A 23,608-nucleotide genomic window follows, 5' to 3' on the forward strand; every position below is an offset into this window, starting at 1 on the left:
GCCCGGGGGCCGGCCGGCCGGCCCCCGGGCCGCGGCTGGGCCGATCGGCGTCCCCGGGCCGTACCGGGGCGCTGGATATCCGGGGCCGTCGTCGGGGTTCTGTGGTGGTGGGCCGCGGTCCGGCTGGTGGTGTGGCCGCAGTCGGCGGGGGTGGTCGAGGGGGTCGTGGCACTGGGCGGCTGGGGGCTCAGCCTGCTGCCGGTGCACTGTGTTCCGCGGACGGACCGCACCGGCGGCGGCTGCCGTCGTGCCGTGGTCCGGGCGGTGCGGGGGTTTCGCGGGGTACGGGGGGCGTGTGGGGCGGTGCTCACCAAGGCATGGCGACGCCGCCGTTCGGGCGGAGGATCTGGCCGGTCATGAAGGACGAGGCGTCCGATGCCAGATGCAGCACGGTGTGAGCGATGTCCTCCGGCTCTCCCACCCTCCCCAGCGGTGACATCCGGATCATCGGTCCCTCTGCCTGCTGCTGCGCCTCCGCGGTGTGGCGCTCGGTCATGGCCGTACGGATCCAGCCCGGGGCGACGGCGTTGACGCGGATGCCGTGCCGGCCGACCTCCGTGGCCAGGGTCTTGGTGAGCTGGACGACGGCGGCCTTCGCGGCGCCGTAGCAGAGCAGGCCGGGCGCGCCGGTGTCGATCGCGCCGGAAGCCATGTTCACCAGGGAGCCAGGGGTGGCGGTGGCGATCATGGCGCGGGCCGCCTCCTGGCAGCCGTACAGCACGCCCTTGAAGTTGGTGTTCCACACCCGGTCCAGATCCGCGTCCTCGGTCTCCAGGACGGCGCAGGAGTACATGATCCCGGCGATGTTCGCCATCACATCGAGGCGGCCGGTGGTGCTGCGGGCGGCATCGACGACGGCGGCGATCTCGTCGCGCCGGGTGACATCGAGGTGGTGGGCGTGCGCCGAGCCGCCCGCCGCGGTGATCGCCGCCGTGGTCGCCTCGACGCCCTGATCGTCGAGGTCCGCGCAGTGCACGGTGGCCCCGGCCTCGGCGAGGAGGGCGGCGGTGGCGCGGCCGATACCGCTCGCCGCTCCGGTGACGATCGCGGTGCGGCCCGTGAGGTCGTACGCCGTGAAGGGCATGGGGCGAGGGTAAGGAGCTAGCTGACGGGGCGTCAATTGGTGCGGCGGAATGCGAGGGGGCTCAGTCGGCGGGCCGGGCGTCCGGCCGGTCGGGCTGGCAGGCGGGGCACCAGTACGTGACGCGTTCCTCGGCGGCGGGGTCCTGGTCGGCGGTGCGGATCCCGGTACCGCAGCGCAGACAGGGGCGGCCGGCCCGGCCGTAGACCCACAGCCGGCGGTCGGGGCGGGCTCCGCCGCTGCCCTCCAACGGGCGTGGGCGGTGCCCCCAGGGGGTGGTGGTACGGGCAGGGCGGTGCTTGTTGGCTTCCAGGAGCTTCTTGGCGAGTGCGGGCATGCGCTCCGGATGGGGCAGCCGTCCAACAGGGAGCCAGGGGGAGGCGCGCAGCAGAAAGCACAGCTCGGACTTGTAGACATTGCCGATGCCGGCGAGATTGCGCTGGTCGAGCAGGGCCTCGGCGAGGGGCCGCTCCGGGGCGGAGAGCAGCCGGCCGAGGGCCTGTGCCGGGTCCCAGTCGGGGCCGAGGAGATCGGGGCCCAGGTGGCCGACGACCCGGGACTCGTCGGTGGTGCGCAGCAGATCGAGCACGGGGAGGCGGTAGCCGACCGCGGTGTGGTCCGCGGTGCCGAGGATCGCCCTGATCTGGTGGGCGGGGCCGCCGCGCCAGCGCTCGGCGGGGGCGTAGATCTTCCATGCGCCGTCCATCCGCAGATGGGAGTGCAGGGTGAGGCCGCCCTCGAAGCGGGTGAGGAGGTGCTTGCCGCGGGGCACCACGTCCAGCACCTCGCGGCCGGTCAGATCCACCGTCGCGAGCCGGGGGACCCGCAGGTCGCAGCGGGTCAGCGGGCGGCCGGCCAGTGCTTCGCGGAGCCGCTGGGCCACGCGCCAGACGGTGTCACCTTCGGGCATGTCACCATCATGCCGGGCGGGTGGGCGCGGGCGGGACCCCTGGCGCCGGGGGCCGGTCGCCGCCTCCCGTCACCCCCGCAGCCGCAGCCCCCTCGGGGTCGGGTGGAAGCCGGCGGACTCCAGGGTGGTGGCGTAGGGGGAGGTGAGCGCGGAGGTGCCGTTGATGCGTTCGGTGGTGATGGTGCCCAGGGCGCCGGCGCGGGCGGCATCCGTGAGCGCCTCGACGGCCAGCTGGAGACGGGCGTCCATGGGCGCCGGAGCCGGGTCGTGGCCGAGCGGCCAGATGAGCAGGGTCTTGCCGCCGCGCTCCATGTAGAGCGTCAGTTCGCCGTCGACGAGGACGACGAGGGAGCCCGCCTTGCGGCCGGGTTTGTGGGTCGAGCCCTCGGGCGGCTCGGGCCAGGACAGGGCGGCGCCGTAGGCATTCGCCGGGTCGGCGGCGGCCAGGACGACGGCGCGCTGCGGACCGCCGCGCCGGGACTGTGCCGGGCCGCCGTCCGGCAGGGCGTCATCGGTGGTGCGCTCCCGCTGGGTGCTGACCGCGCGCAGCCGGTCCACCGCGCCGTCCATCGCGAACTGGGCGGCGCCCAGCCCCTCCACCACATAGCCGCGGCGGGCCTGCCCGGACTCCTCGAAGGCGGCCAGTACGCGGTATGCGGCGGAGAACCCGCCCTCGACGCCCTCGGCGGCGACCGCGCCGCGGGTGACGATGCCGTGCCGGTCCAGGAGTGTTCGGGCCAGGGCGTGGGCGCGATGGGTGGGGTCCGGCTCGGCGGCGGGCAGCAGTGACCAGCGGCCGCCCACGGTCGGCGGGCCGGAGCGGGAGGCGGTGGGGCGGCCGCTGCGGCCCGTGGCCGCCGCGGTCAGCGTGCCGTATCTGCCGCGGGGGACGGTCCGGCGGGCGCGGTGGGCGGTCGAGCCGGCCGTACGGCCCGAGCCGAGGAGGGCGCGCAGCGGGGCCAGGGTGTCATTGGTCAGCCGGCCCGACCAGGCCAGGTCCCACAGGGCGTTGGCCAGTTGGAGGTCGGTGGCATCGGGGTGGGTGGTGGCGCGGACCTGGTCGGCGAGCTGGCGGAAGAAGAGGCCGTATCCGGGGGCGAGGGCGGTCAGCAAGGACTCGTGCAGCGCGGTCAACTCCAGTGGGAGCGGCTGCGGGAGCAGGAGCGGGGCGGAGTCGGCGAGATGGAGGGAAACCCAGCCGTCCTTGCCGGGGAGCGCACCGGCGCCGGCCCACAACACCTCGCCGGTGGTGGTGAGTTCGTCGAGCAGGGCGGGGGTGTAGCCGCCGACCCGGGAGGGCAGCACCAGCTTCTCCAGGGCGGAGGCGGGCACGGGGGCGCCCTGGAGCTGCTCGATGGCGCGCACCAGACCGTCGATACCGCGCAGGCTGTGCGACGAACCGCCGAGCGGTGCCGGCACCCCGCTCGGCGGAGCCGGCCGGGGGGCGCTGATGTGCTGCCACTGGGGGAGGAAGGCGGCGAGCGCGGCGGGCGGCACCGGCTCCAGCTCCTCGCGCAGCGCGGCGAGCGAGCGGCGGCGCAGCCTGCGCAACACCTGGGCGTCGCACCACTCCTGGCCGATGCCCGCGGGGTGGAACTCCCCTTGGACGACCCGGCCGGCCGCGGCGAGGAGATGCAGGGCGCCGTCGGTGACGGCCGTGCCGAGGCCGAAGCGGGCGGCCGCCTGCTCGGAGGTGAAGGGGCCGTGGGTGCGGGCGTAGCGGGACAGCAGATCGCCCAGCGGGTCCTTGACCGGTTCCGTGAACGACTCCGGGACGCCGACCGGCAGCGCCGTGCCCAGGGCGTCGCGGAGCCGGCCGGCGTCCTCGACGGCGACCCAGTGATCGGTGCCGGCGATGCGCACCGAGAGGGCACGGCGGGTGGCGGCCAGCTCCCTGGGCCAGGCCGGATCCGCGCCGCGCTCGACCAGTTCGGCGTCGGTCAGCGGCCCCAGCAGCCGCAGCACGTCGGCGACGCCCTCGACGTCCTTGACCCGCCGGTCGTCCGTGCGCCACTGCAGCTCCCGCTCCAGCTCGGCCAGCACCTCGGCATCCAGCAGCTCGCGCAGCTCGGCCTGGCCCAGCAGCTCGGCCAGCAGCCGGGAGTCCAGGGAGAGGGCGGCGGCGCGGCGCTCGGCGAGCGGGGAGTCGCCCTCGTACAGGAACTGGGCGACATAGCCGAACAGCAGCGAGCGGGCGAACGGGGACGCCTCGGGGGTGGTGACCTCCACGAGGCGGACCCGGCGGGCCTCGATGTCCCCCATCAGCTCCGTCAGACCCGGTACGTCGAAGACGTCCTGAAGGCATTCGCGGACGGCTTCCAGCACGATCGGGAACGAGCCGAACTCGCTCGCCACCTGGAGGAGCTGGGCGGCGCGCTGACGCTGCTGCCACAGCGGGGTGCGCTTGCCGGGGCTGCGCCGCGGCAGCAGCAGGGCACGGGCGGCGCACTCCCGGAACCGGGAGGCGAACAGCGCGGACCCGCCGACCTGGTCCGTGACGATCTGGTCGACCTCGCCGTGCTCGAAGGCGACATCGGCCGCCCCCACGGGGGACTGCTCGGGGTCGTACTCCGTGCCGCGGGCGCCCAGGCCCGGATCGGCGGCCGGGTCGAAATCGCCGTCGCCGTCCAGGAGGTCGAGGCCCATCAGATCGGCGTCGGGCAGCCGCAGCACAATGCCGTCGTCGGCATGCATCACCTGGGCGTCCATGCCGTAGCGCTCGGCGAGACGGGCGCCGAGGGCCAGCGCCCACGGGGCGTGGACCTGGGCGCCGAAGGGGGAGTGGATGACCACCCGCCAGTCGCCGAGCTCGTCCCGGAACCGCTCCACGACGATCGTGCGGTCATCGGGGACATGGCCGCAGGCCTGCTTCTGCTCGGCGAGGTAGCTCAGCACATTGGACGCCGCCCAGTCGTCCAGCCCGGCGGCGGACAGCCGGGACCGGGCGTCCTCCGGACCGAGCGCGCCGAGCTCGCGGAGGAACGCGCCCAGCGCGCGGCCCAGTTCGAGGGGGCGGCCCAGCTGGTCGCCCTTCCAGAAGGGCAGCCGTCCGGGTACGCCGGGGGCGGGGGTGACCAGCACCCGGTCGCGGGTGATGTCCTCGATGCGCCAGGACGTCGTGCCGAGGGTGAAGACATCGCCGACGCGGGACTCGTAGACCATCTCCTCGTCGAGCTCGCCCACCCGGCGGCCACCGCCGCCCTTGCCGGAGTCGCCGCCCGCCAGGAACACCCCGAACAGGCCGCGGTCGGGGATCGTGCCGCCGGAGGTGACGGCCAGCCGCTGGGCGCCGGGGCGGCCCGTGACGGTGTGCGCGACGCGGTCCCACACCAGGCGCGGGCGCAGCTCGGCGAAGGCGTCGGAGGGGTAGCGGCCGGCGAGCATGTCCAGCACGGCCGTGAACGCCGACTCGGGAAGCCCGGCGAACGGGGCGGCCCGCCGGACGACGGCCAGCAGCTCCTCGACGTCCCAGGTGTCCATCGCGGACATGGCGACGAGCTGCTGGGCGAGGACGTCCAGCGGATTGGCCGGCACCCGCAGCGCCTCGATGGCGCCCGAGCGCATCCGCTCGGTGACCACGGCGGCCTGCACCAGATCGCCGCGGTACTTGGGGAAGACGACGCCCGTCGAGACCGCGCCGACCTGATGCCCGGCCCGGCCGACCCGCTGCAGCCCGGAGGCGACCGACGGCGGCGACTCCACCTGGATGACCAGGTCGACCGCGCCCATGTCGATGCCCAGCTCCAGACTGGAGGTGGCGACCACGGCCGGCAGCCGGCCCGCCTTCAAGTCCTCCTCCACCTGGGCGCGTTGCTCCTTCGAGACGGAGCCGTGGTGGGCGCGGGCCAGCAGCGCAGGGGCGCCCTTGGCGGCCCCGGACCCGCCCATCAGCTCCGCGGGGGAGTGGTGCTCGGGCAGCTCCGCGACGGATCCGCCCGGATCGGGTTCGGCGCCCAGGGAGCGTTCGTAGGCGATCTCGTTGAGTCGGTTGCACAGCCGCTCCGCCAGCCGGCGGGAGTTGGCGAAGACGATCGTGGAGCGATGAGCCTGGACGAGATCGGCGATCTTCTCCTCGACCTGCGGCCAGATGGACGGCTTCTCGCCGGTGTCGCCCTCCTGGACCGGCGAGCCGCCCAGCTCGCCCATGTCCTCCACCGGGACGACCACCGAGAGGTCGAAGCGCTTCCCCGACGGCGGCTGGACGATCTCCACCCGGCGCCGCGGCGACAGATAGCGCGCCACCTCCTCCACCGGCCGCACCGTCGCGGACAGCCCGATCCGGCGGGCCGGGCGGTCCAGGAGCTCGTCCAGCCGCTCCAGGGACAGCGCCAGATGCGCACCGCGCTTCGTGCCGGCCACGGCGTGGACCTCGTCCACGATCACCGTCTCGACGCCCGCCAGTGCCTCCCGGGCCGAGGACGTCAGCATCAGGAACAGCGACTCGGGGGTCGTGATCAGGATGTCCGGCGGGCGGTTGGCGATCGAGCGGCGCTCGGCGGGCGAGGTGTCCCCGGAGCGGATGGCGACCTTGATGTCCGGCTCAGGCTGCCCGAGACGGACCGACTCCTGCCGGATGCCCGTCAGCGGACTGCGCAGGTTGCGCTCGACGTCGACGGCCAGCGCCTTCATCGGAGAGACGTACAGCACCCGGCAGCGCTTCTTCGGCTCGGCGGGCGGGGGAGTGCTCGCCAGCGCGTCCAGGGACGCGAGGAAGGCGGCGAGGGTCTTGCCGGAGCCCGTCGGCGCCACCACCAGGACGTCCGAGCCCGCGCCGATCGCCCGCCAGGCCCCCTCCTGCGCGGCGGTGGGCGCGCTGAACGCCCCGGCGAACCATCCGCGGGTCGCGGGGGAGAAGGAGTCGAGCGCTGCCGTAGCCATGTCCTCCATCGTGCACCGGACCACTGACAACGCGGACGCCGCGTGCTGCGCCGCAGGCCGCGGGCCGGGGATTCCCGGCCGTCCACGCAGCGGACGTGCGGGCCGGCGGCCGTCCGGCGGACGCAGAATGGGGGCATGGTCACGGTCGGTGGACAGAGCGCGGCCGACGGCGTGCCCGGTGCGGGCGCCACGCCGCGGGCCGGCGGTGAGTGGGCGCGCCACTGGCGCTACGCCGGGCTGCCCGGCCTCGATCTGCTGCGCGCCCGTTACGTCCGCCACTCCTTCCCCCGCCATGCGCACGACGGCTATGTCCTCTGCGCGGTCACCTCGGGCGTCGAGGAGGTGGGGCTCCGGCAGGGCACCGTCCGGGCCGGTCACGGCGGCATCATCATGCTCAACCCGGAGGTGGCGCACACCGCGCGGGCGGGTGTGCCCGAGGGCTGGACCTACGCCACGCTCTACCCGTCCTCCGAGGTCGTCGCCGAGATAGCCGGGGAGACCACGGAGCTGCGCGGGACCGCGGGATTCGACGAGACGGTTGCCGAGGACCCGCACCTCGGCCATCTGATCACCGAGATCCACCGGGCCGCCGAAGCCGGCAACGCCCTCGCGGCCGACAGCCTGCTGCGGATCGTCGTCGCCCGGCTGCTGCGCCGCTACGGAGGCCCGCTCCTGGCGCGTACGCCCCGCAGCGCGGGCGCCCGGACCGCCGCCCGCGCCCGGACCGTCCTGGAGGAGCGGATGGCCGATCCGCCGTCCCTGGAGAAGCTGGCGCAGGAGCTCGGGACCGGCGGGTTTCCGCTGCTGCGGGCCTTCCGCGGCGCCTACGGCATGCCACCGCACACCTGGCTCACCGACGCCCGGGTACGCCGGGCCCGCAGGCTCCTGGAAACGGGCAGCACACCCGCCGAGGCGGCCGTCGCCGTCGGCTTCACCGACCAGCCACACCTGAACCGGCACTTCACCCGGATCGTCGGTGTGCCGCCCGGCGCGTACCGCAGGGAGCGCTCGGCCCGGACAGGTCTTTCGGATCCCGCCGGGCCGCACGGCGCAAGAACGTACAAGACCAACGAGGCCGCGGGCTCCTAAGGTCCGGGGTGTGGCAGAACAGACAGAGATACGCACCACGGAGCGGGCCGCCGCGCCGGCGGCACCGCCCGCGAAACCCGACTCCGCCGTCATCAGGGACGCACTCGGCGTCGGCGTCGCCGTCGGCCTCTCCGGATTCGCCTTCGGAGTGACCTCGGCCGGCGCCGGGCTCAGCCTGCTGCAGACCTGTGCACTGAGCCTGCTGGTGTTCACCGGAGCCTCGCAGTTCGCCCTGGTCGGCGCGCTGGCGGCGGGCGGCAACCCGCTCACCGCCGCGGCCGGCGCCTTCTTCCTGGGCGCCCGCAACGCCTTCTACGGGCTGCGGCTGTCCGCCGTCCTCGGCTACCGGGCGCGGGTCAAGCCCTTCGCCGCCCACTGGGTCATCGACGAGACCTCCGCCGTCACGCTGGCCCAGCCCGACCGGCGCAGCGCCCGGCTGGGCTTCACCGTCACGGGGCTGACCCTCTACGTCCTGTGGAACCTCACCACCCTCGTCGGCGCCCTGGGCGCCGGGGCGCTCGGCGACACCGCCGCCTGGCGGCTGGACGCGGCCGGGCCCGCGGTCTTCCTGGCGCTGCTCGCGCCGATGCTCAAGGACACCGTCGAGCGGGTCGCGGCCGGCCTCGCCGTGGTGCTGGTCATGGTCACGCTGCCCCTGCTGCCCACCGGCGTGCCCGTGCTGGTCGCCGCGCTCGCCGCACCCGCCGTCCTCGTCGTGCAGGGGCGACGGGAGCGGGCGGCGCAGGTTCCGGGGACGGCGCGGCCCGGCACCGGCCGGGCCGCTGCCGCCGGGCCGCCCGCCTCCCAGGACGGGACCGCGGAACTCCGCAACGCCATCGAGGAGGACCGGGCATGACCGTCTGGATCGCGATCGCCGTCACCGCTGTCGGCTGCTACCTGGTCAAGTACCTCGGCCTCTCGGCGCCCGCCGGTGTACTGGAGCGCCCGCTCGTCAAGCGGCTGGCCGCACTGCTGCCGGTCGCCCTGCTGGCCGCGCTCACCGCCCAGCAGACCTTCAGCGACGGCCGGCACCTGATGCTCGACGCCAAGGCCGCGGGGGTGGCCGCCGCGGCCGTCGCGCTCGTGCTGCGGGCGCCGTTCCTGCTGGTCGTCGGCGTCGCGGTGGTCGTCACGGCAGGGGTGAGGGCCCTGGGAGGATGACACTCAGACGAGGCGGCGCCCGTACGCCCGTAGGGTCAGCAGTGCCTTGAGCGTCACCATCGGGCGGCTCTCCAGCGCGGTCCCGGGTGCCCACACCCGCCAGTTGACCGGCCAGCCGCCGTCCTCCTCCTGGAGCGCGGCGAGATGGTCCAGCGCCCGGTCCATCTCCTCGTCGGTGAACCAGTCGCGGGCGAGCGAGCCGGGCGCGGCGGCGAAGTCGTACGCCAGGTGATGTTCGCCGGGGGCGTACCCCTGCGCCACCGGGACGTCCGCGGCCCGCTCCGGATCCAGCAGCACCAGTTGCCGGTCCCGGACGAGCCGGCCGAGCCGCTGCGCCGCCGCGGCGGCCCGCGGCCGGTCCGGGGCGCCGTCCAGGAAGGCCACCGCCGCCTCGACCTCGTACGGATGGGTCTGCGTCAGTGACTCCACGGCCGCCCAGCAGTAGTCGGTGGCCCGGAACAGCCAGGCGTGCCAGACCTCGTTGCGGTGCAGCACCCCCACCACGGGACCAGTGGCCAGTAGTGCGCTCGGCGGGTCGTCGACCACCGGGATCCAGGGGGCGGCCGGATAGCCGCGCTGTGAGGGGGTCATCGCAGGCAGCGCGCCCTGAGGGGTGGAGATCTTCGTCAGATAGCGGCAGATCCTTTCCACCTGGCGGCCGTCGCAGCGCCCGATCAGATCGAGGACCTTCAGGGCGTGGGCGGTGTGCAGCGGCTGGCTGACCGGGCCGCGAAGATCGGGCTCCAGGGCGTGGCCGAAGCCGTCGTCGTCATTGCGGTACGCGGCGAGCGCGGTCTCGACCGGGTCGGCCCCGCTGCCGAGGAAGTGGAACGCGAAAAGCCGCTGTTCGAGCACCCGCGCCGTCAGCCAGACGAAGCGCTCGGCACGCGCCAGAGGGGTCGAAGGAGGACTTACGTTTTCGGCCATGGGCTGACCGTAGGGCGGAAATCCCCCGGCGGGACCGGCTCGCGCACCGCTGCCCCCCAGGGCGGGATACTGAAGGCATGTGGTTGACGGATCTTGCGGCGGCGCACGCCGAAGTCTCGTCAACGGCAGGCCGCGGGACGCACCGCGCGGGTGGTCCGCTGCGCGCAGGCCGCCGCCCGGCGGTGCGACGTCACAACAGAGAGGCGGGGCCGAGGTGACGCTAGGCGCTGTCCGCGACGTTGCCGCCTCGGGAGGCCGCGCGGTCCTGGTCCGCCGCGAGCCGGGCGGACGCCGCGTGGAACGCCTCAAGTCCCGCCGCGAGGCGGGCGACATCGGCGGGTTCCATGCGGTCAAGGGTGGCCGTGACCTCCCGGCTGCGTGCCGCGCGGTACTGCTCCAGCAGCACCCGGCCGCGCAGGCTCAGCCGCAGCTCGACCTCCCGCCGGCTGGTCGCGCTGGGGCCCCGTTCCGCCAGGCCCATCGCCTCCAGGCGGTCGCAGAGCCTGCTGACCGCCGGTGGCCGCGAGCCGAGCGCTTCGGCCAGGGTGCGCAGATTTGTGCCTTCGTGCTGCTCGATCACCAGGAGTGCGCGCAGCTGGGAGAGCGAGACCTCCGCCGAGTGTGCCGCTTCCTGCCCGCGTCCCCACAACACCTCGAGCAGCTCCGAAGTGGCAAGCGCCGCCGCGCTCGCGCGCTCGTGGGAATGGGGCCGACCGGTGGAACGGGACACACGAACACTCTGTCACCCTGTGCGTCCTGTTGTCAGACCGACCCTGCCCTCGACCCCGGACGAAGGGTGTCCGCCACACCATGACTCAACGCCTCGAAGTGGAAACAGCGCTGCGTGCCGCGGCACCGCATGCGCTGGTCGACACCCTGAGGGACGTCCTCGCCACCGCCTACCGGGCCACCTCGGTACGGCTGTTCCTGACGGACTACGGCGGGACCGTGCTCAGGGCGTGCGACTCCTCGGGGGGCGACGAGGTCTCGCTGCCCATCTCCGGCAGCCCGGAGGGGCGGGCATTGGGGAGCCAGGAGCCCCGCGAGCAGCAGGTGCCGCACGGGGACGCCATCGACCACCATCTTCCGGTAACGGTGCGTGGCGACCGGATCGGCATTCTGACGGTCAGGCTCCCGGGCGACCGCTCCACACCGGAAGTGCTCGACGATCTCCGGTACGTGGCGGACCTGCTCGGCCACGAGATCCTCGTCGCCGAGCGCGACACGGACGTCTACCAGCGGGCGCGCCGGATCAGTCGCCTCACCCTGGCCGCGGAGATGCAGTGGCAGCTGCTGCCCGCGCGGGCGTACGCCGACGGGAGGCTCGCCCTCGGGGCTCAACTGGAGCCCGCCTACGCCGTGCACGGTGACAACTTCGACTGGGCCCTGGATGCCGACGCGCTGACGCTCACCGTCACCAACGGCATGGGGGAGGGCATCGAGGCCTCCCTCCTCACCCACCTTGCCGTCAACGCCCTGCGCAACGCCCGCCGGGCCGGCGTCGGCCTCGCGGACCAGGCGGCACTGGCCGACCGGGCCGTCTACGACCACTACCGGGGCGCGGCCCATGTGTCGACGCTGCTGTTGCGCATCGAACTCGCGACGGGTCGGACGGAAGTCATCGACGCGGGGTCGCCGCAGATGTGGCGGAGGCGAGGGAAGCCGGTCGAGCGCCTCCCTCTCGATGCCCAGCTGCCCCTGGGCATGTTCGAGGAGTCCCATTACGTGCCACAGGAGTTCACGGTCGCGCCGGGGGATCGGCTGATCTTCGTGAGCGACGGGGTGTACGAGACGTTCTCGCCACCGGGGGAGAGGTATGCCGAGCGGGCGCTCGCCCGGGCGATCCACGCCACGAGTCTGCTGCCGGCGGCCATGGTGCCGCGTGCCCTCCTGCGTGACGTGGCCGAATACCGTAATGCGGAGTCCCTGGATGACGCCTTGGTGCTCTGTCTTGACTGGTTCGGCGACGGTCGATGATGCAGGCAGATCATTGTGGGCCTCTCCGCCGGGGCAACGGCCGACGGCGGTGTACCGGCCTTCCGCCGGTCGTGCCTGGATATGCGGCGACCGGTGCGACGCGGGGAGGCGACCGTACGGATTCGGATGCCGGGCCGGGCGCGGCCGCCGGTGGGTGAAGAGCGGGCCCGCGGGTACCAGCCCTTGATCGTGCTCGCTAACATTTGCCGGGCGACAACTGTTAACGGTGTGCGGGCCGGCCCGTCCGCAACCGCAGGGCGAACCGGCCCGAGGCAGTCACCCGGGCCCGCCGGACCGAAAGGACGATGAGTTGGGATCTGCAGAGGTTGCCGCACGCGAGCGCGTCACGAGCGTGCTGCGCGAAGAGGCCGATGAGATCTCGGACCGTTGGGTGCAGTTGCAGCTGGCGCAGCCGACGCTGGACGGGGAGGTGAGCGAGGCCGAGCTGGGTGAGGAAGCCGATGCCCTGGTCAGCGCCCTGCTCTCCGGCCTGGACCGTGGCTTGCCGGTGGAACGCGTGGTCAGTTCCCACGAGGAGATACACCGAGCCGTTTCCGAAATCTCCCTGCGACGTGCCCGCAGGGGGGTCTCGCCCACCGCGACGTCGCTGGCGGTGATGTCACTGAAAGAGGCCCTGCTGAAGGCCGTCCAGCGGCACACCCGCGACGGGGAGGACCTCTTCCACAGTGCGGTGCTGATCAACCGCCTGCTGGACAGCGCCGGCGCCCTCTCCTTCGAGATCTTCGTGGAGGGCCGGGAAGAAATCATCCGCCGGCAGAGCCAGCAGCTGCTGGAGGTCTCCACCCCGGTCGTCCGGCTGTGGCGTCAGGTGCTGGCCGTCCCTCTGATCGGCACCCTCGACACCGCACGCACCCAGGTGGTGATGGAAAATCTGCTCCAGGCCATCCAGGAGCACGAGGCGCTGGTCACCATCGTCGACATCACCGGTGTGCCCACCGTCGACACCGCCGTCGCCCAGCATCTGATGCACACGGTCAATGCGGTACGTCTCATGGGCGCGGACTGCATCATCAGCGGAATCCGGCCGCCGATCGCCCAGACGATCGCCCAGCTCGGCATCGATCTGTCGACGATCATGACCCGGGCCACCCTTGCGGACGCCCTGGGAGAGGCCGTGAAGCTCACCGACGCGTCGCCGTCCAACTCCGCCCCCCTGGCACAGCGGTGAACGTCCCCGCATCGGCCGGCGTGCCGATCCTGCGACTGGGCGACGTCCTGGTCACCGGGCTCCTCAACGAACTCGACGACAAAACAGCCGTGGCGTTCACCGATGAGCTCACCGCGCGCATCACCAGCGACCGCGCACGGGGGGTGCTCATCGACATTTCCCGGCTGGAAATCGTCGATTCCTTCGTGGCCCGTACTTTGATGGAGCTGACCACCATGGCGCGGCTGCTGGGTGCCCGGGTGATCGTTGCCGGGATGCGGCCGCCGGTCGCCATCACCCTGGTCGAGCTGGGGCTGCAGCTGACCGGGGTGGAAACGGCGCTCAACGCCGAGCAAGGCATGGCCGCGCTGGGCTGGCATCAGAGCCGGCAGCCTTCCGAGGGGGTCCTGCGTGAGTTCCGCACGGAGTAGTGACCACGCGGTGGGCCTGGCTACGACCGCTCGACACGTCGCCGACGCGGAGTGCCACACGTCGGTGCACCAGGTGCGGACCGAGGAAGACCTGCTGACCGTCCGGCACGCCGTGCGGGCGGCCACCGTGCGGGTCGGCTTCAGCATCGTCGACCAGACGCGGGTGGTCACCGCCGCCAGTGAGCTGGCACGTAACGCCTATATCCACGGCGGAGGGGGCACCGTGACCATCGACTGCCTCATGTCGCGTGGAACCGCGGGGCTCCGTCTGACGATCACCGACGACGGGCCCGGCATCGCGGATGTCGGCGCCGCGCTGACCGACGGTTTCACCACCGGCGCGGGGCTCGGCCACGGCCTGGGCGGCGCCCGGCGGCTGATGGACGACTTCGAACTTCACTCGGCTCCGGGGCAGGGCACCACCGTCGTCGCCGCGCGTTGGGCGAGTCGTTGACGCTCCCCCAGCCGACGGCACATATCGCCGTGGACCACTACAGCGCCGTGCATCTGGCCGCCGAAACAGCCCGGTCGGTCGCCGGGCAGTGCCGGCTGCCGGGCGCGCTGCCGGACCGGGCCGCGGTCATCGCCTCGGAATTGGCCAGCAATCTGGCCAATCACGCGGCCAACGGGGCGCTGTTCATCCAGCCCCTGCCCCTGGGCGGCGGCATGGAGATCGTCGCCGCGGACCACGGGCCCGGCATCGGCGAACTGCAGCAGTGCCTCGCTGACGGCTACACCACCAACAACACTCTCGGCGCCGGTCTGGGAGCCGTGAAACGGATAGCCACCACCCTCACCATCCGCACAGAGCCCGGGGCCGGAACCCTCGTCTGCGCCCGTCTCACCGCGCCCGACGAGACGGCGTCGGCCGACCAGGAGGCAGGCGCCCTCTGCGTACCGGCGGACCGTGAACAGACCAGCGGCGACGCATGCGCCATCGTCGATCACGGCCCCGCGCGCACCGCACTCGTCGTGGACGGCCTCGGCCACGGGCCGCACGCCGCCGAGGCCGCCCAAGTGGCTCTGCGGTCCTTCCACCGCGGGCCGGACAGCCCACTGCCCGAGCTCCTCACCGGCCTCCACCGGGCACTTCGCCGCACCCGCGGCGCGGCCGTCGGCCTGCTGCGCCTGCACCCCGGACGGGCGGAGTACTGCGGTGTCGGCAACGTACGCGTCCTGCTGCTGACCCCGCTCGACCTGCGTCACCGCCTGAGTGGTCAGCCGGGGATCGCCGGACTGAACATGACGCCACCGCATGTGCGGGCCTTCCCCGTACCGCCCGGTGGCACGGTACTGCTGCATTCCGACGGCATCGATCACCGCTGGGCCCAGGCGCCCTCGGCCTTTGTGCACCGCCTGCCCCCGTCACTGCTCGTCGCGTCCCTCGTCCACCACCACCGCCTCCCACGCGACGATGCGACCGTGCTCGCCGCCCGTCCGAGCCAGAGACTTTCGTGACCCCCCACACCTTCCACGACCTGCCGTCCCTCCGCCGCGCCGTACGGCGGATCTGCGCGGCGCACCGGCTTCCCTCCCGGACCGGAGGGCGCCTGGTGCGCTCCGTGGCCGAGGCGGCCGGCGCCGCCCTGGGTGCCGGCGGTCCCGTCCGCCTCGACGCCGCCGAGCGGACCGCCCCGGGCGGCACCACGCTGCTGGCCGTCACCCTGTACGCCGGACAGCCGCCGGCGCCGCTGAGCACGGCCCGCCTCCCGCTGCCGGGTCGGGCCACGCCCGACGGCGGTCTCGCCTGGCTCCTGCCCCTCGGCGAGGGACCGGAGCCCGAACCTCCCGCTTCCCCGCCCGTCACCCGCGGCGGCGTACCCGTCCAGGACCGGACGGAGGCGGAGACCGCCGAGGCGCACGCGACACAGATCGCGGCGCTCGAAGGCGATCTCGCCGCCGCGCTCTCCCGGGTGGAGACCCTCACCACGGAACTGCACCGCCTCAAGGACGAACTCGCCGAGACCAACAGCGGCGTGCTCGCCCTCTACGTCCAGCTGGACGAGCGGGACGAACAACTACGACGGGCCCACGGCCAGATCCTGCGTGAGCTGGAGGACGCACTACGTCCCTCGCCGATCACCGTCGAAGGCCTGGAGTTCGCCGTCCACTACGAGCCGGCCGACACCGATGCGCCCACGGGGGGCGACTTCTACGACTGGCTCTGCCTCCCCGACGGCACCGTGCACATCACCGTCGTCGATGCGCTGGGACACGGTGTGCGCAGCACCCGCAGCGCCCTCAACGTCACCCATGCCGTGCGCACCCTGGCGCTCGAAGGCCACCCGCTCGAATCCATCGTGGCCCGTACCCACGACATCCTCGCCCCGTTCGATCCGGAGATCATGGCGACGGTGCTGCTCGCCCGTATCAACCCCGAAACCGGCGAACTCCGCCTGGCCAACGGCAGCCATCCGCCGGCCCTGCTGCTGCGTGCCGACGGGACCTCCGACTACCTGGAGATCCGCGGCCGGGGTATCGGGTTCCCGCTGCCGGGGAGCGAGTCGGTGCTGGAGGACACGCTGCACGAGGGTGACCTCCTGGTGCTCTACACCGACGGTCTGACCGAGAGCCGACGAGACCCCATCGAAGGCGAGGCGCGACTCGTCAAGAGCGCCCGGGCCCATGCCGGCCGGCCGGTCGACGAAATCCCCGGCGCCGTCGCCGACGACATGCACACCGTCATCCTGCACTCCGACGACACTCTTGCCCTCGCCGTCCGCCGAGCCCGGCGGGACGCCGCGCGGGCGGGGGCGGACGCGACCGGGTGACCGGCCGCCGGCCCCCGTCCGCCCCTGCCCACGGGGCGCCGGGCGCAGGCGCCCTCCGGGGTCATGGCGCGTCCGGACGGTACCGGCCACGAGGGCACATCAACTGTCCCGTTCCGCCGGGGTTCCGTTGGGTAGACGCCACACGAGCATCTGATGGCTCCTGCACACCAGCCGAACGAGGAGTACCACTGACCGGGGTGAAAAAAGCCTATGCACCAACCGCTTGCGACTGACGACCCCTCATCCCAGCCGGCCCAGGACGTCTGCCGTCCGGGGACGGCGGCGGACGCCCGCGACTTCGCCAGGAGCTTCGCCGGCCTGCTCCATCCGGCGCCGACCGCACGCACCACGCAGAACCTGCTCCTGCTGGTGTCCGAACTGGTCACCAACGCGCTGCGTCACGCGGGCGCCGTCACGGCACTGCGTCTCACCGCGGATCACGAGAGCATCCAGGTCCTCGTCGAGGACCCCAGCCCCACTTGGCCGGAGGGGCGCAGCCCCGATCTGACCGGCCGCGAGGGTGGGTTCGGCTGGCCCATGGTGTGCACTCTGGCCCGCGAGGTCACCCTTCGGCCCCGCCCCGGCGGCGGCAAGATCGTGCAAGCCGCCCTCTCGCGCTGAAGGCGGCCCCGGCACAGGGTCGTTGACGTGCGAGGGGTTGTGTGATCTCGGGAGGAGCGGGCAGGCCACACGGGAGCGTGCGCTTGCGGAGGGATCTCGGAGGGTTCCCCGGCCCGGCCCGCAGAGTGCACCGCACCTGTCGTCGGACAGTGGGAACGGGATGCGTCCATGCAACGCCACAGCGCCGAATCGTCGACGGAGCCACTGCGCGAGGCCGCGGAACAACTGGCCACCGCCGGTGAGGCGATCACCGCCCTGATGAGGGAAGCGGCCGCCCCGGTGGAACCGCGGCTTCCCCCGCACGGCCTGAAAGTGCTGTCCGTCGTCTCGGTCCGTCCCGGGCGGAACCTGACCACGATCGCCGCCGCCGTGGGCCTGGGCTTGCCGCGCGCCAGCCGGGTGTGCGCCGCACTGGAGTCCGTCGGTCTGCTGCTCCGCCGCCCGACGGCGACCGACCGGCGTGCGATAGGGCTGCAACTGAGCCCGGAAGGCAGTGCGTTCCTGGAGCGCTTCCGGGCGATCCGGGTGGACCGGATGGCCGCGGTACTGCGCCGGATGCCGGCGGATGAACGAGGTGCGCTGGTCGCGGCGCTGGGAGAGCTGGCCGTCGCCGTCGCCGCCGTCGGTTCCGAAGGGAGCTGACGCTCAGGCGTCGAGAGCCGTGTCGACGGACCCGTACAGAGGCAGCACCGTGTCGAGGCCGGTGAGCGCGAAGAGCCGCTCCAGAACGGCGGAGGGGGCTGCGAGCCGCAACGCGGGGCCCAGCGCGTCATACGCCTGGATCAGGACATTGACCGTGATGGAATCCGCGAACGTCACGGCCGACAGGTCGATGACGACCGGGCCGGTGCCGTCCCGCCCCACCTCCTGCAACGTCTCGTCGAGCGGCGCGATGTTGTCCAGGTCGAGTGGTCCCGTGACGGCGAGAATCACGGCCCCCCGATCCTGTCGCGTGTCGATACGTATGGGCCGGCCTCCGTTGGGCTGGGACAGCACGATGAACCTCGCTGTAGGGGCTGACGCTTCGTGAGGGGACGTGTCCTGGGGGTACGGCACGCCAAGGATAGAAGCGATAGTTGCTCGTTTGCAACATTCGCCGTAAGGCAACAATCTGTTTCTCGTCACCGATCAAGAGGGCCGCGCCTGGCGCGGCGTGGGAACGAAAAGCGGCCCGGGACCCGCTACGCGCTGTCGGACCCACGAGCGTGGCCGCCGACGAGTGGGCCGCGGCGGCGGGCACGCCGCGACGGGGGCAGCGGCGCACCCGGCACCACCACTGCCCCAGCCGTCCTCACCGGGGCCCGCAGCCGATCGTCCGGAACGGACCCGGTGAGGAGCGGCCCGCCTGGGTACGCGGGTCGGAGCGGCACCGCAAAGACGCAGTGGGAGCCCGCGAGGGCTCGCCGCCTCCTTGCCGTCCCACACATGGGAAAGGTGCATCATGCTCTTCCTGGTCGTAGCGCTGTTCCTCTTCGGTGTACTGATGGGGACCGCAGGGCACGTCCCCGTACCCGTCACCGTCGTCGCCTCTCTCGCCATCGTGGCCTGGCTGCTGGTCTTCTTCGCCAGAGAACGCCGTAGGGCGGCGAAGGGAGGCGGCCGATGACGTCCGCCCGGATCCCCGTCAGGACCGGACCGCGTCCCCAGGCCGACCGCATGGCCATCGCCGCGTTCGTCTGCGGTCTGCTGGGCGTCCTGGTGTTCAACATCGTCCTCGGCCCGTGTGCGCTGCTCTTCGGCGCCGCGGCCCTCTACCGGGGAACCATCCGCCGCCTCCGCGCATACCTGGGCCTGGCGTTCGGGGCCCTCGACATCGTGCTGCTCGTGGTGCTGTCCTCCCACAGCGGGACCATCAGCTGGCACCTCTAGGGCACGTCTCCGGCTCACCACGGGGCCGCGGACCCATGGTGAGCCTGGGCCCGCGGCCCCGCGCCTGTGGCCCGCGGCCGGCGGGACACCGTGCGGCGGCCGCGGGCCCCTGCGTTCGCTCATGCCACGCCAAGTCCCGTATTCCTCAGGGGAATCGCACCCACGGCAGATACCGCGGAAAAGGCTGTGCGGAGACCTCTCGCCCCATGGATCCTGCCGCGGAAAGTCACCCGGATGCCCACGGAATCGGCTAAGAAACGCATCAGTTCAGGAGGTTGGTGGGAATTCCGCGGGGCACACGATGCCTCGGAGGTTGATAACTATGGTTCCCCTGCTTCTCGTACTTCTTCTCGCACTGATTCTCTTCGGTGCCGGGTTCGCATTGAAGGCCCTGTGGGTCGTGGCGGTCATCGTGCTCGCCGTGTGGCTGCTGGGATTCGTCCTGCGCTCCGCCGGTGCCGGTGGCAAGCGTGGCCGGTGGTATCGCTGGTGAATTTATGGCAGGCAAGCCTCATCTTGCGGGTGGGGACCGGAACTCGGTGTCCGGTCCCCACCCGTGTGTGAGTGCGCCTCTCCCGGAGGCGTGGAAAGATCCGTCCGAGTTATTCGGGGCGCTCGAAAAGGTCCTGCTCTTTGGCGTCGGCACTTGGGGAATTAGGCGACCATTCCTCATGGCTCCGCCCACCGGCCGCCCCAGCCGTTTCCGAGATATCCGCACTCCGGACAAGTCGATTCCCTCTGCTTGCCGGCCAGGTCTCCCCGCTTGGCGACCCGGTCTCCCTGCTTGGCGACCCGGACCTGCCGCCCCGGGCCTTACTCTGCGTACGTCCCCATGCGTCCTGCGCGAGGTGGGCCACAGCAGCTCGCGCCGCCATGGATGCTTGATCCCACGGGGAAGGCGCACTCCCCGGCCCCGGACGGTCATGCGGGGGCGTGCGGGCAGGAAACTTACAGGTCAGAGCGGGTACGGAGCGGAACTCATGCGGTTGACGATCTTCTGGCAGCGGATGGCGGACCACTTCGGTGCGGCGTATGCCGAGTCCTTCGCGCGCGATCATGTGATGGCGGACCTCGGCGGCCGGACCGTTCATGAAGCGCTGGACGCGGGGTGGAGCGCCAAAGAGGTGTGGCGAGTGGTCTGCTCGGTGATGGACGTACCGCCCGAAAAGCGCTGAGCGGGACCGGGAGCAGGGCTCTGACCTGCGAGGAAACGGGTCCGGCGGCCGTGCGTCGCGGGCGGATGCACGGGCCAGGGCCCGGGATGTCGCAGCCGTGCGCGACACTTGGCTCCGTGCCCGAGTCAGATGAGATCACCAGCAACGACGTCCCACGCCCCGAGGAGGGGTCCGAGGACCGGTCCGATGCGCGGATGCCGCGCTGGCTGCCGCGCGCCATGGTGCTCGCGCTCGCTCTGGTGGCCTGTTTCCAGCTCGCCACCTGGGGATTCCACCAGCTGATCACCCTGCTGCTGAATGTGCTGATCGCGTTCTTCCTCGCGCTGGCCGTCGAACCGGCCGTCGACTGGATGGCGGCCCGGGGCATGCGGCGCGGGCTGGCCACGGGCCTGGTCTTCGTGAGCATCCTCGTTGCCGCGGCCGGGTTCTTCGCTCTCCTGGGCTCCATGCTCGCCGGCCAGATAGCCAACATGGTGAAGGAGTTCCCGCAGTATCTGGACTCCGTCATCAGCTGGATCAACAGCACCCTGCACACGCACCTCTCGCGGGTCGAGGTGCAGAACAACCTGCTCAAGTCCGACTGGCTGCAGAAGTACGTCCAGGACAGCGCCAACAACGTCCTGGCCGTCTCCGCGACGGTGCTGGGAAGCCTGTTCAACCTTCTGACGGTGGCACTGTTCTCGTTCTACTTCGCCGCCGACGGCCCCCGGCTGCGCCGCGCCCTGTGCTCCGTACTCCCGCCGCACCGCCAGACGGAGGTGCTGCGCGCCTGGGAGATCGCCGTCGCCAAGACCGGCGGGTATCTCTACTCCCGCGGCCTGATGGCGCTGATCTCCGGCGTCGCGCACTACGTCCTGCTGCAGATCCTGGAAGTGCCCTACGCCCCGGCACTGGGCATGTGGGTGGGTCTGGTCTCCCAGTTCATCCCGACCATAGGCACCTACCTCGCGGGCGCACTGCCCATCCTGATCGCGTTCACCGTCGACCCCTGGTACGCCCTGTGGGTCTTCGGCTTCGTCGTGATCTACCAGCAGTTCGAGAACTACCTCCTGCAGCCGCGGATCACCGCCAAGACCGTGGACATCCATCCCGCCGTCGCCTTCGGCTCGGTCGTCGCCGGTACGGCCCTGATGGGCGCGGTGGGCGCGCTGATCGCGATCCCGGCGACGGCGACGCTGCAGGCGTTCCTCGGCGCGTACGTCAAGCGGTACGAGGTCACCGACGACCCGCGGGTCCTCGGCAGACGCCGGCGCGGTGCCAGGATGCTGGCCCGCGTCCGGCGGACCCTGCACGACGCGCAGCCGTCGGCCCCGCTGGAGGACCGGAAGGCGGCCGGCGGCGTCCAGGAGGCCGGCGGCGTCCAGGAGGACGGCGAGAACGTCCGCTGACCCCGCGGGGCCGGGAGGGCCGGGGGGCGCTGCGCGCAGGCGGGGGCGAAGGACCGGCCCGGTAAGCCCGTCCGCGACATGAGAGCGGTACCGCTTGACACCAAAATCGAACATCCATTCTGATGGGAGATCCGGCCTGTGTCCTCGGGCATTGCGCTGAGTTATCCACAGGTCGGAGCCGGGTCCGGGCGCATTGTCAGTGGCAGGCGTTAGCGTCATGGACGTGAAGCGATCGACTCAAGCAAATCGGGTGGAACCCATGGCAGGCACCGACCGCGAGAAGGCGCTGGACGCCGCACTCGCACAGATTGAACGGCAATTCGGCAAGGGCGCCGTGATGCGCATGGGGGAGCGGCCGAACGAACCCATCGAGGTCATCCCCACCGGCTCCACCGCGCTTGACGTCGCGCTCGGCGTCGGCGGCATCCCCCGCGGCCGCGTTGTCGAGGTCTACGGCCCGGAGTCCTCCGGCAAGACGACCCTGACCCTGCACGCCGTCGCGAACGCCCAGAAGGCCGGCGGCTCCGTCGCGTTCATCGACGCCGAGCACGCCCTCGACCCCGAGTACGCCAAGAAGCTCGGTGTGGACACCGACGCCCTGATCCTGTCCCAGCCGGACAACGGCGAGCAGGCCCTGGAGATCACGGACATGCTGGTCCGCTCCGGCGCGCTCGACCTCATCGTGATCGACTCCGTCGCCGCCCTGGTGCCGCGGGCCGAGATCGAGGGCGAGATGGGCGACTCCCACGTCGGCCTCCAGGCCCGGCTGATGAGCCAGGCCCTGCGCAAGATCACCAGCGCGCTCAACCAGTCCAAGACCACCGCCATCTTCATCAACCAGCTCCGCGAGAAGATCGGCGTGATGTTCGGCTCGCCGGAGACCACGACCGGTGGCCGCGCGCTGAAGTTCTACGCCTCGGTGCGGCTCGACATCCGCCGTATCGAGACCCTCAAGGACGGCACGGACGCCGTCGGCAACCGCACCCGCGTCAAGGTGGTCAAGAACAAGGTCGCGCCGCCCTTCAAGCAGGCCGAGTTCGACATCCTCTACGGCCAGGGCATCAGCCGCGAGGGCGGCCTGATCGACATGGGTGTGGAGCACGGCTTCATCCGCAAGTCCGGCGCTTGGTACACCTACGAAGGCGACCAGCTCGGTCAGGGCAAGGAGAACTCCCGCAACTTCCTCAAGGACAACCCCGACCTCGCCAACGAGATCGAGAAGAAGATCAAGGAAAAGCTCGGCATCGGCGTGAAGCCGCAGGATCCGGCGGTGGAGCCCGGCGCGGACGCCGCGGTGGCGGCGGGCGAACCGGCCGTCGCAGCTCCGGCACCGGCGGCCAAGGGCGCCAAGGGTTCCAAGGCCGCCGCGGCCAAGAGCTAGCCCGCCATGACGCGGCGAACGGAATGGCCGGGCAGCGAGGACGACACCAGCAGCGCTGCCGGCGACGCCGAGACCCGTCACGGCCGAAGGGGCCGTCATGGCCGGGAGGACAGCGGTGGTCCCGACTCGTCGAGGGCCGAGTCGGGACCACCGCGTACGCCCGAGGAGCAGGCACGGGCCATCTGCCTGCGCCTGCTCACCGGGAACCCGCGTACCCGCAAGCAGCTCGGGGACGCCCTGCGCCAACGGGGCATCCCCGAGGAGGCCGCGGAGGAGGTGCTCTCCCGCTTCGAGGACGTCGGACTGATCGACGACGCGGCCTTCGCCGACGCCTGGGTGGAGTCCCGCCACCACGGGCGCGGCCTGGCCCGCCGCGCCCTGGCCCGTGAACTGCGCACCAAGGGTGTGGACTCCGCCCTCATCGAGGTGGCCGTCGGCCGCCTCGACTCCGAACAGGAGGAGTCCACCGCCCGCGAGTTGGTCGACCGCAAACTGCGCTCCACCCGAGGCCTGGACCGCGAAAAGCGCCTTCGTCGTCTGGCCGGAATGCTGGCCCGCAAGGGGTACCCGGAAGGCCTCGCCCTCCGGGTCGTCAAACAGGCCCTGGAGGAGGAGGGCGAGGATCCGGAACTTCTGGATCAGCACTATCTGCCGGACGCGTGAGGAAGCCGGCGCTACGAGGGACAGATCAGGGCACCACAGGGGCAGGTCCGGGCGCCGCGGAGGCGGAGCCGGGCATGACGGGGCAGACGGCGCGACGCGGGGGTGCCCCCTGGCACCC

24 protein-coding genes are annotated in these 23,608 nt (G+C 72.2%); 18 read left to right on the forward strand and 6 right to left on the reverse strand.

Features of this window, described 5'->3' with window-relative positions; translation table 11 throughout:
- Positions 1 to 307: 307 nt before the first annotated feature.
- From ACWGI6_RS21555 to ACWGI6_RS21565, 3 genes are all read right to left on the reverse strand, one after another.
- A complete protein-coding gene (locus ACWGI6_RS21555; RefSeq protein WP_453269020.1) occupies positions 308 to 1,084 on the reverse strand; it encodes an SDR family NAD(P)-dependent oxidoreductase in 777 nt (258 codons plus the stop codon).
- A 61-nt stretch (positions 1,085 to 1,145) separates the two neighbouring features.
- A complete protein-coding gene (locus tag ACWGI6_RS21560; RefSeq protein WP_453269021.1) occupies positions 1,146 to 1,991 on the reverse strand; it encodes an Fpg/Nei family DNA glycosylase in 846 nt (281 codons plus the stop codon).
- A 69-nt stretch (positions 1,992 to 2,060) separates the two neighbouring features.
- Positions 2,061 to 6,869: an Lhr family helicase gene (locus ACWGI6_RS21565; protein ID WP_453269022.1), complete on the reverse strand. Its 4,809-nt coding sequence runs from the start codon at positions 6,867 to 6,869 to the stop codon at positions 2,061 to 2,063.
- Between the two features lie 135 nt (positions 6,870 to 7,004).
- Here ACWGI6_RS21565 and ACWGI6_RS21570 point away from each other — a divergent pair, with 135 nt between their 5' ends.
- Genes ACWGI6_RS21570 through ACWGI6_RS21580 form a run of 3 tightly spaced genes read left to right on the forward strand, consistent with a single transcriptional unit; the run spans position 7,005 to position 9,119 of the window.
- The gene (locus tag ACWGI6_RS21570; protein ID WP_453269023.1) at positions 7,005 to 7,958 is read left to right on the forward strand and encodes an AraC family transcriptional regulator; all 954 of its coding nucleotides are present in this window, start codon (positions 7,005 to 7,007) and stop codon (positions 7,956 to 7,958) included.
- 10 nt (positions 7,959 to 7,968) lie between these two features.
- On the forward strand, positions 7,969 to 8,814 hold the full coding sequence (locus ACWGI6_RS21575; protein WP_453269024.1) for an AzlC family ABC transporter permease: 846 nt from the start codon (positions 7,969 to 7,971) through the stop codon (positions 8,812 to 8,814).
- Positions 8,811 to 9,119: an AzlD domain-containing protein gene (locus ACWGI6_RS21580; protein WP_393909268.1), complete on the forward strand. Its 309-nt coding sequence runs from the start codon at positions 8,811 to 8,813 to the stop codon at positions 9,117 to 9,119. The genes ACWGI6_RS21575 and ACWGI6_RS21580 overlap by 4 nt, the downstream gene beginning before the upstream one ends.
- 3 nt (positions 9,120 to 9,122) lie before the next feature.
- Here ACWGI6_RS21580 and ACWGI6_RS21585 read toward each other — a convergent pair whose 3' ends face one another.
- Entirely contained in the window at positions 9,123 to 10,046 is a 924-nt protein-coding gene (locus tag ACWGI6_RS21585; RefSeq protein WP_453269025.1) for a hypothetical protein, read from the reverse strand.
- 220 nt (positions 10,047 to 10,266) lie between these two features.
- Complete coding sequence (locus tag ACWGI6_RS21590) at positions 10,267 to 10,776, reverse strand: MarR family winged helix-turn-helix transcriptional regulator (protein ID WP_453269026.1); 510 nt, start codon at positions 10,774 to 10,776, stop codon at positions 10,267 to 10,269.
- 80 nt (positions 10,777 to 10,856) lie between these two features.
- Between ACWGI6_RS21590 and ACWGI6_RS21595 the strand changes: the two genes are divergently transcribed.
- From ACWGI6_RS21595 to ACWGI6_RS21630, 8 genes are all read left to right on the forward strand, one after another.
- Positions 10,857 to 12,023 (forward strand): PP2C family protein-serine/threonine phosphatase, encoded by a 1,167-nt coding sequence (locus ACWGI6_RS21595; protein ID WP_453269027.1) that lies wholly within the window; start codon positions 10,857 to 10,859, stop codon positions 12,021 to 12,023.
- 310 nt (positions 12,024 to 12,333) lie between these two features.
- Positions 12,334 to 13,212: an STAS domain-containing protein gene (locus ACWGI6_RS21600; protein ID WP_453269028.1), complete on the forward strand. Its 879-nt coding sequence runs from the start codon at positions 12,334 to 12,336 to the stop codon at positions 13,210 to 13,212.
- Complete coding sequence (locus ACWGI6_RS21605) at positions 13,209 to 13,622, forward strand: STAS domain-containing protein (RefSeq protein WP_393909273.1); 414 nt, start codon at positions 13,209 to 13,211, stop codon at positions 13,620 to 13,622. Before ACWGI6_RS21600 ends, ACWGI6_RS21605 begins: the two co-directional genes overlap by 4 nt.
- A 16-nt stretch (positions 13,623 to 13,638) precedes the next feature.
- Positions 13,639 to 14,076 (forward strand): anti-sigma regulatory factor, encoded by a 438-nt coding sequence (locus tag ACWGI6_RS21610; RefSeq protein ID WP_453269110.1) that lies wholly within the window; start codon positions 13,639 to 13,641, stop codon positions 14,074 to 14,076.
- Positions 14,073 to 15,080, forward strand: a complete 1,008-nt coding sequence (locus ACWGI6_RS21615; RefSeq protein WP_453269029.1) for a SpoIIE family protein phosphatase — start codon at positions 14,073 to 14,075, stop codon at positions 15,078 to 15,080. The genes ACWGI6_RS21610 and ACWGI6_RS21615 overlap by 4 nt, the downstream gene beginning before the upstream one ends.
- Positions 15,077 to 16,393, forward strand: coding sequence for a PP2C family protein-serine/threonine phosphatase (locus ACWGI6_RS21620; RefSeq protein ID WP_453269030.1), 1,317 nt, complete (start codon positions 15,077 to 15,079; stop codon positions 16,391 to 16,393). Before ACWGI6_RS21615 ends, ACWGI6_RS21620 begins: the two co-directional genes overlap by 4 nt.
- Positions 16,394 to 16,603: 210 nt before the next feature.
- On the forward strand, positions 16,604 to 17,014 hold the full coding sequence (locus tag ACWGI6_RS21625) for an ATP-binding protein (RefSeq protein WP_453269031.1): 411 nt from the start codon (positions 16,604 to 16,606) through the stop codon (positions 17,012 to 17,014).
- Between the two features lie 168 nt (positions 17,015 to 17,182).
- On the forward strand, positions 17,183 to 17,656 hold the full coding sequence (locus ACWGI6_RS21630; RefSeq protein ID WP_453269032.1) for a MarR family winged helix-turn-helix transcriptional regulator: 474 nt from the start codon (positions 17,183 to 17,185) through the stop codon (positions 17,654 to 17,656).
- Positions 17,657 to 17,659: 3 nt separating this feature from the next.
- Here ACWGI6_RS21630 and ACWGI6_RS21635 read toward each other — a convergent pair whose 3' ends face one another.
- Positions 17,660 to 17,980, reverse strand: coding sequence for an STAS domain-containing protein (locus ACWGI6_RS21635; protein ID WP_453269111.1), 321 nt, complete (start codon positions 17,978 to 17,980; stop codon positions 17,660 to 17,662).
- A gap of 475 nt (positions 17,981 to 18,455) precedes the next feature.
- Between ACWGI6_RS21635 and ACWGI6_RS21640 the strand changes: the two genes are divergently transcribed.
- From ACWGI6_RS21640 to recX, 7 genes are all read left to right on the forward strand, one after another.
- Positions 18,456 to 18,620: a hypothetical protein gene (locus ACWGI6_RS21640; protein WP_453269033.1), complete on the forward strand. Its 165-nt coding sequence runs from the start codon at positions 18,456 to 18,458 to the stop codon at positions 18,618 to 18,620.
- A complete protein-coding gene (locus ACWGI6_RS21645) occupies positions 18,617 to 18,883 on the forward strand; it encodes a DUF4190 domain-containing protein (RefSeq protein WP_453269034.1) in 267 nt (88 codons plus the stop codon). The genes ACWGI6_RS21640 and ACWGI6_RS21645 overlap by 4 nt, the downstream gene beginning before the upstream one ends.
- 322 nt (positions 18,884 to 19,205) lie before the next feature.
- Positions 19,206 to 19,376, forward strand: a complete 171-nt coding sequence (locus ACWGI6_RS21650; protein ID WP_030081505.1) for a hypothetical protein — start codon at positions 19,206 to 19,208, stop codon at positions 19,374 to 19,376.
- Between the two features lie 487 nt (positions 19,377 to 19,863).
- On the forward strand, positions 19,864 to 20,058 hold the full coding sequence (locus ACWGI6_RS21655) for a DUF3046 domain-containing protein (RefSeq protein WP_393909281.1): 195 nt from the start codon (positions 19,864 to 19,866) through the stop codon (positions 20,056 to 20,058).
- A gap of 116 nt (positions 20,059 to 20,174) precedes the next feature.
- Positions 20,175 to 21,446: an AI-2E family transporter gene (locus ACWGI6_RS21660; RefSeq protein WP_453269035.1), complete on the forward strand. Its 1,272-nt coding sequence runs from the start codon at positions 20,175 to 20,177 to the stop codon at positions 21,444 to 21,446.
- A gap of 259 nt (positions 21,447 to 21,705) precedes the next feature.
- Entirely contained in the window at positions 21,706 to 22,827 is a 1,122-nt protein-coding gene (gene recA, locus ACWGI6_RS21665; RefSeq protein WP_453269036.1) for a recombinase RecA, read from the forward strand.
- 6 nt (positions 22,828 to 22,833) lie between these two features.
- Entirely contained in the window at positions 22,834 to 23,490 is a 657-nt protein-coding gene (gene recX, locus ACWGI6_RS21670; RefSeq protein WP_453269037.1) for a recombination regulator RecX, read from the forward strand.
- Positions 23,491 to 23,608: the final 118 nt, after the last annotated feature.

The organism is Streptomyces sp. NPDC054786, from assembly GCF_053611685.1.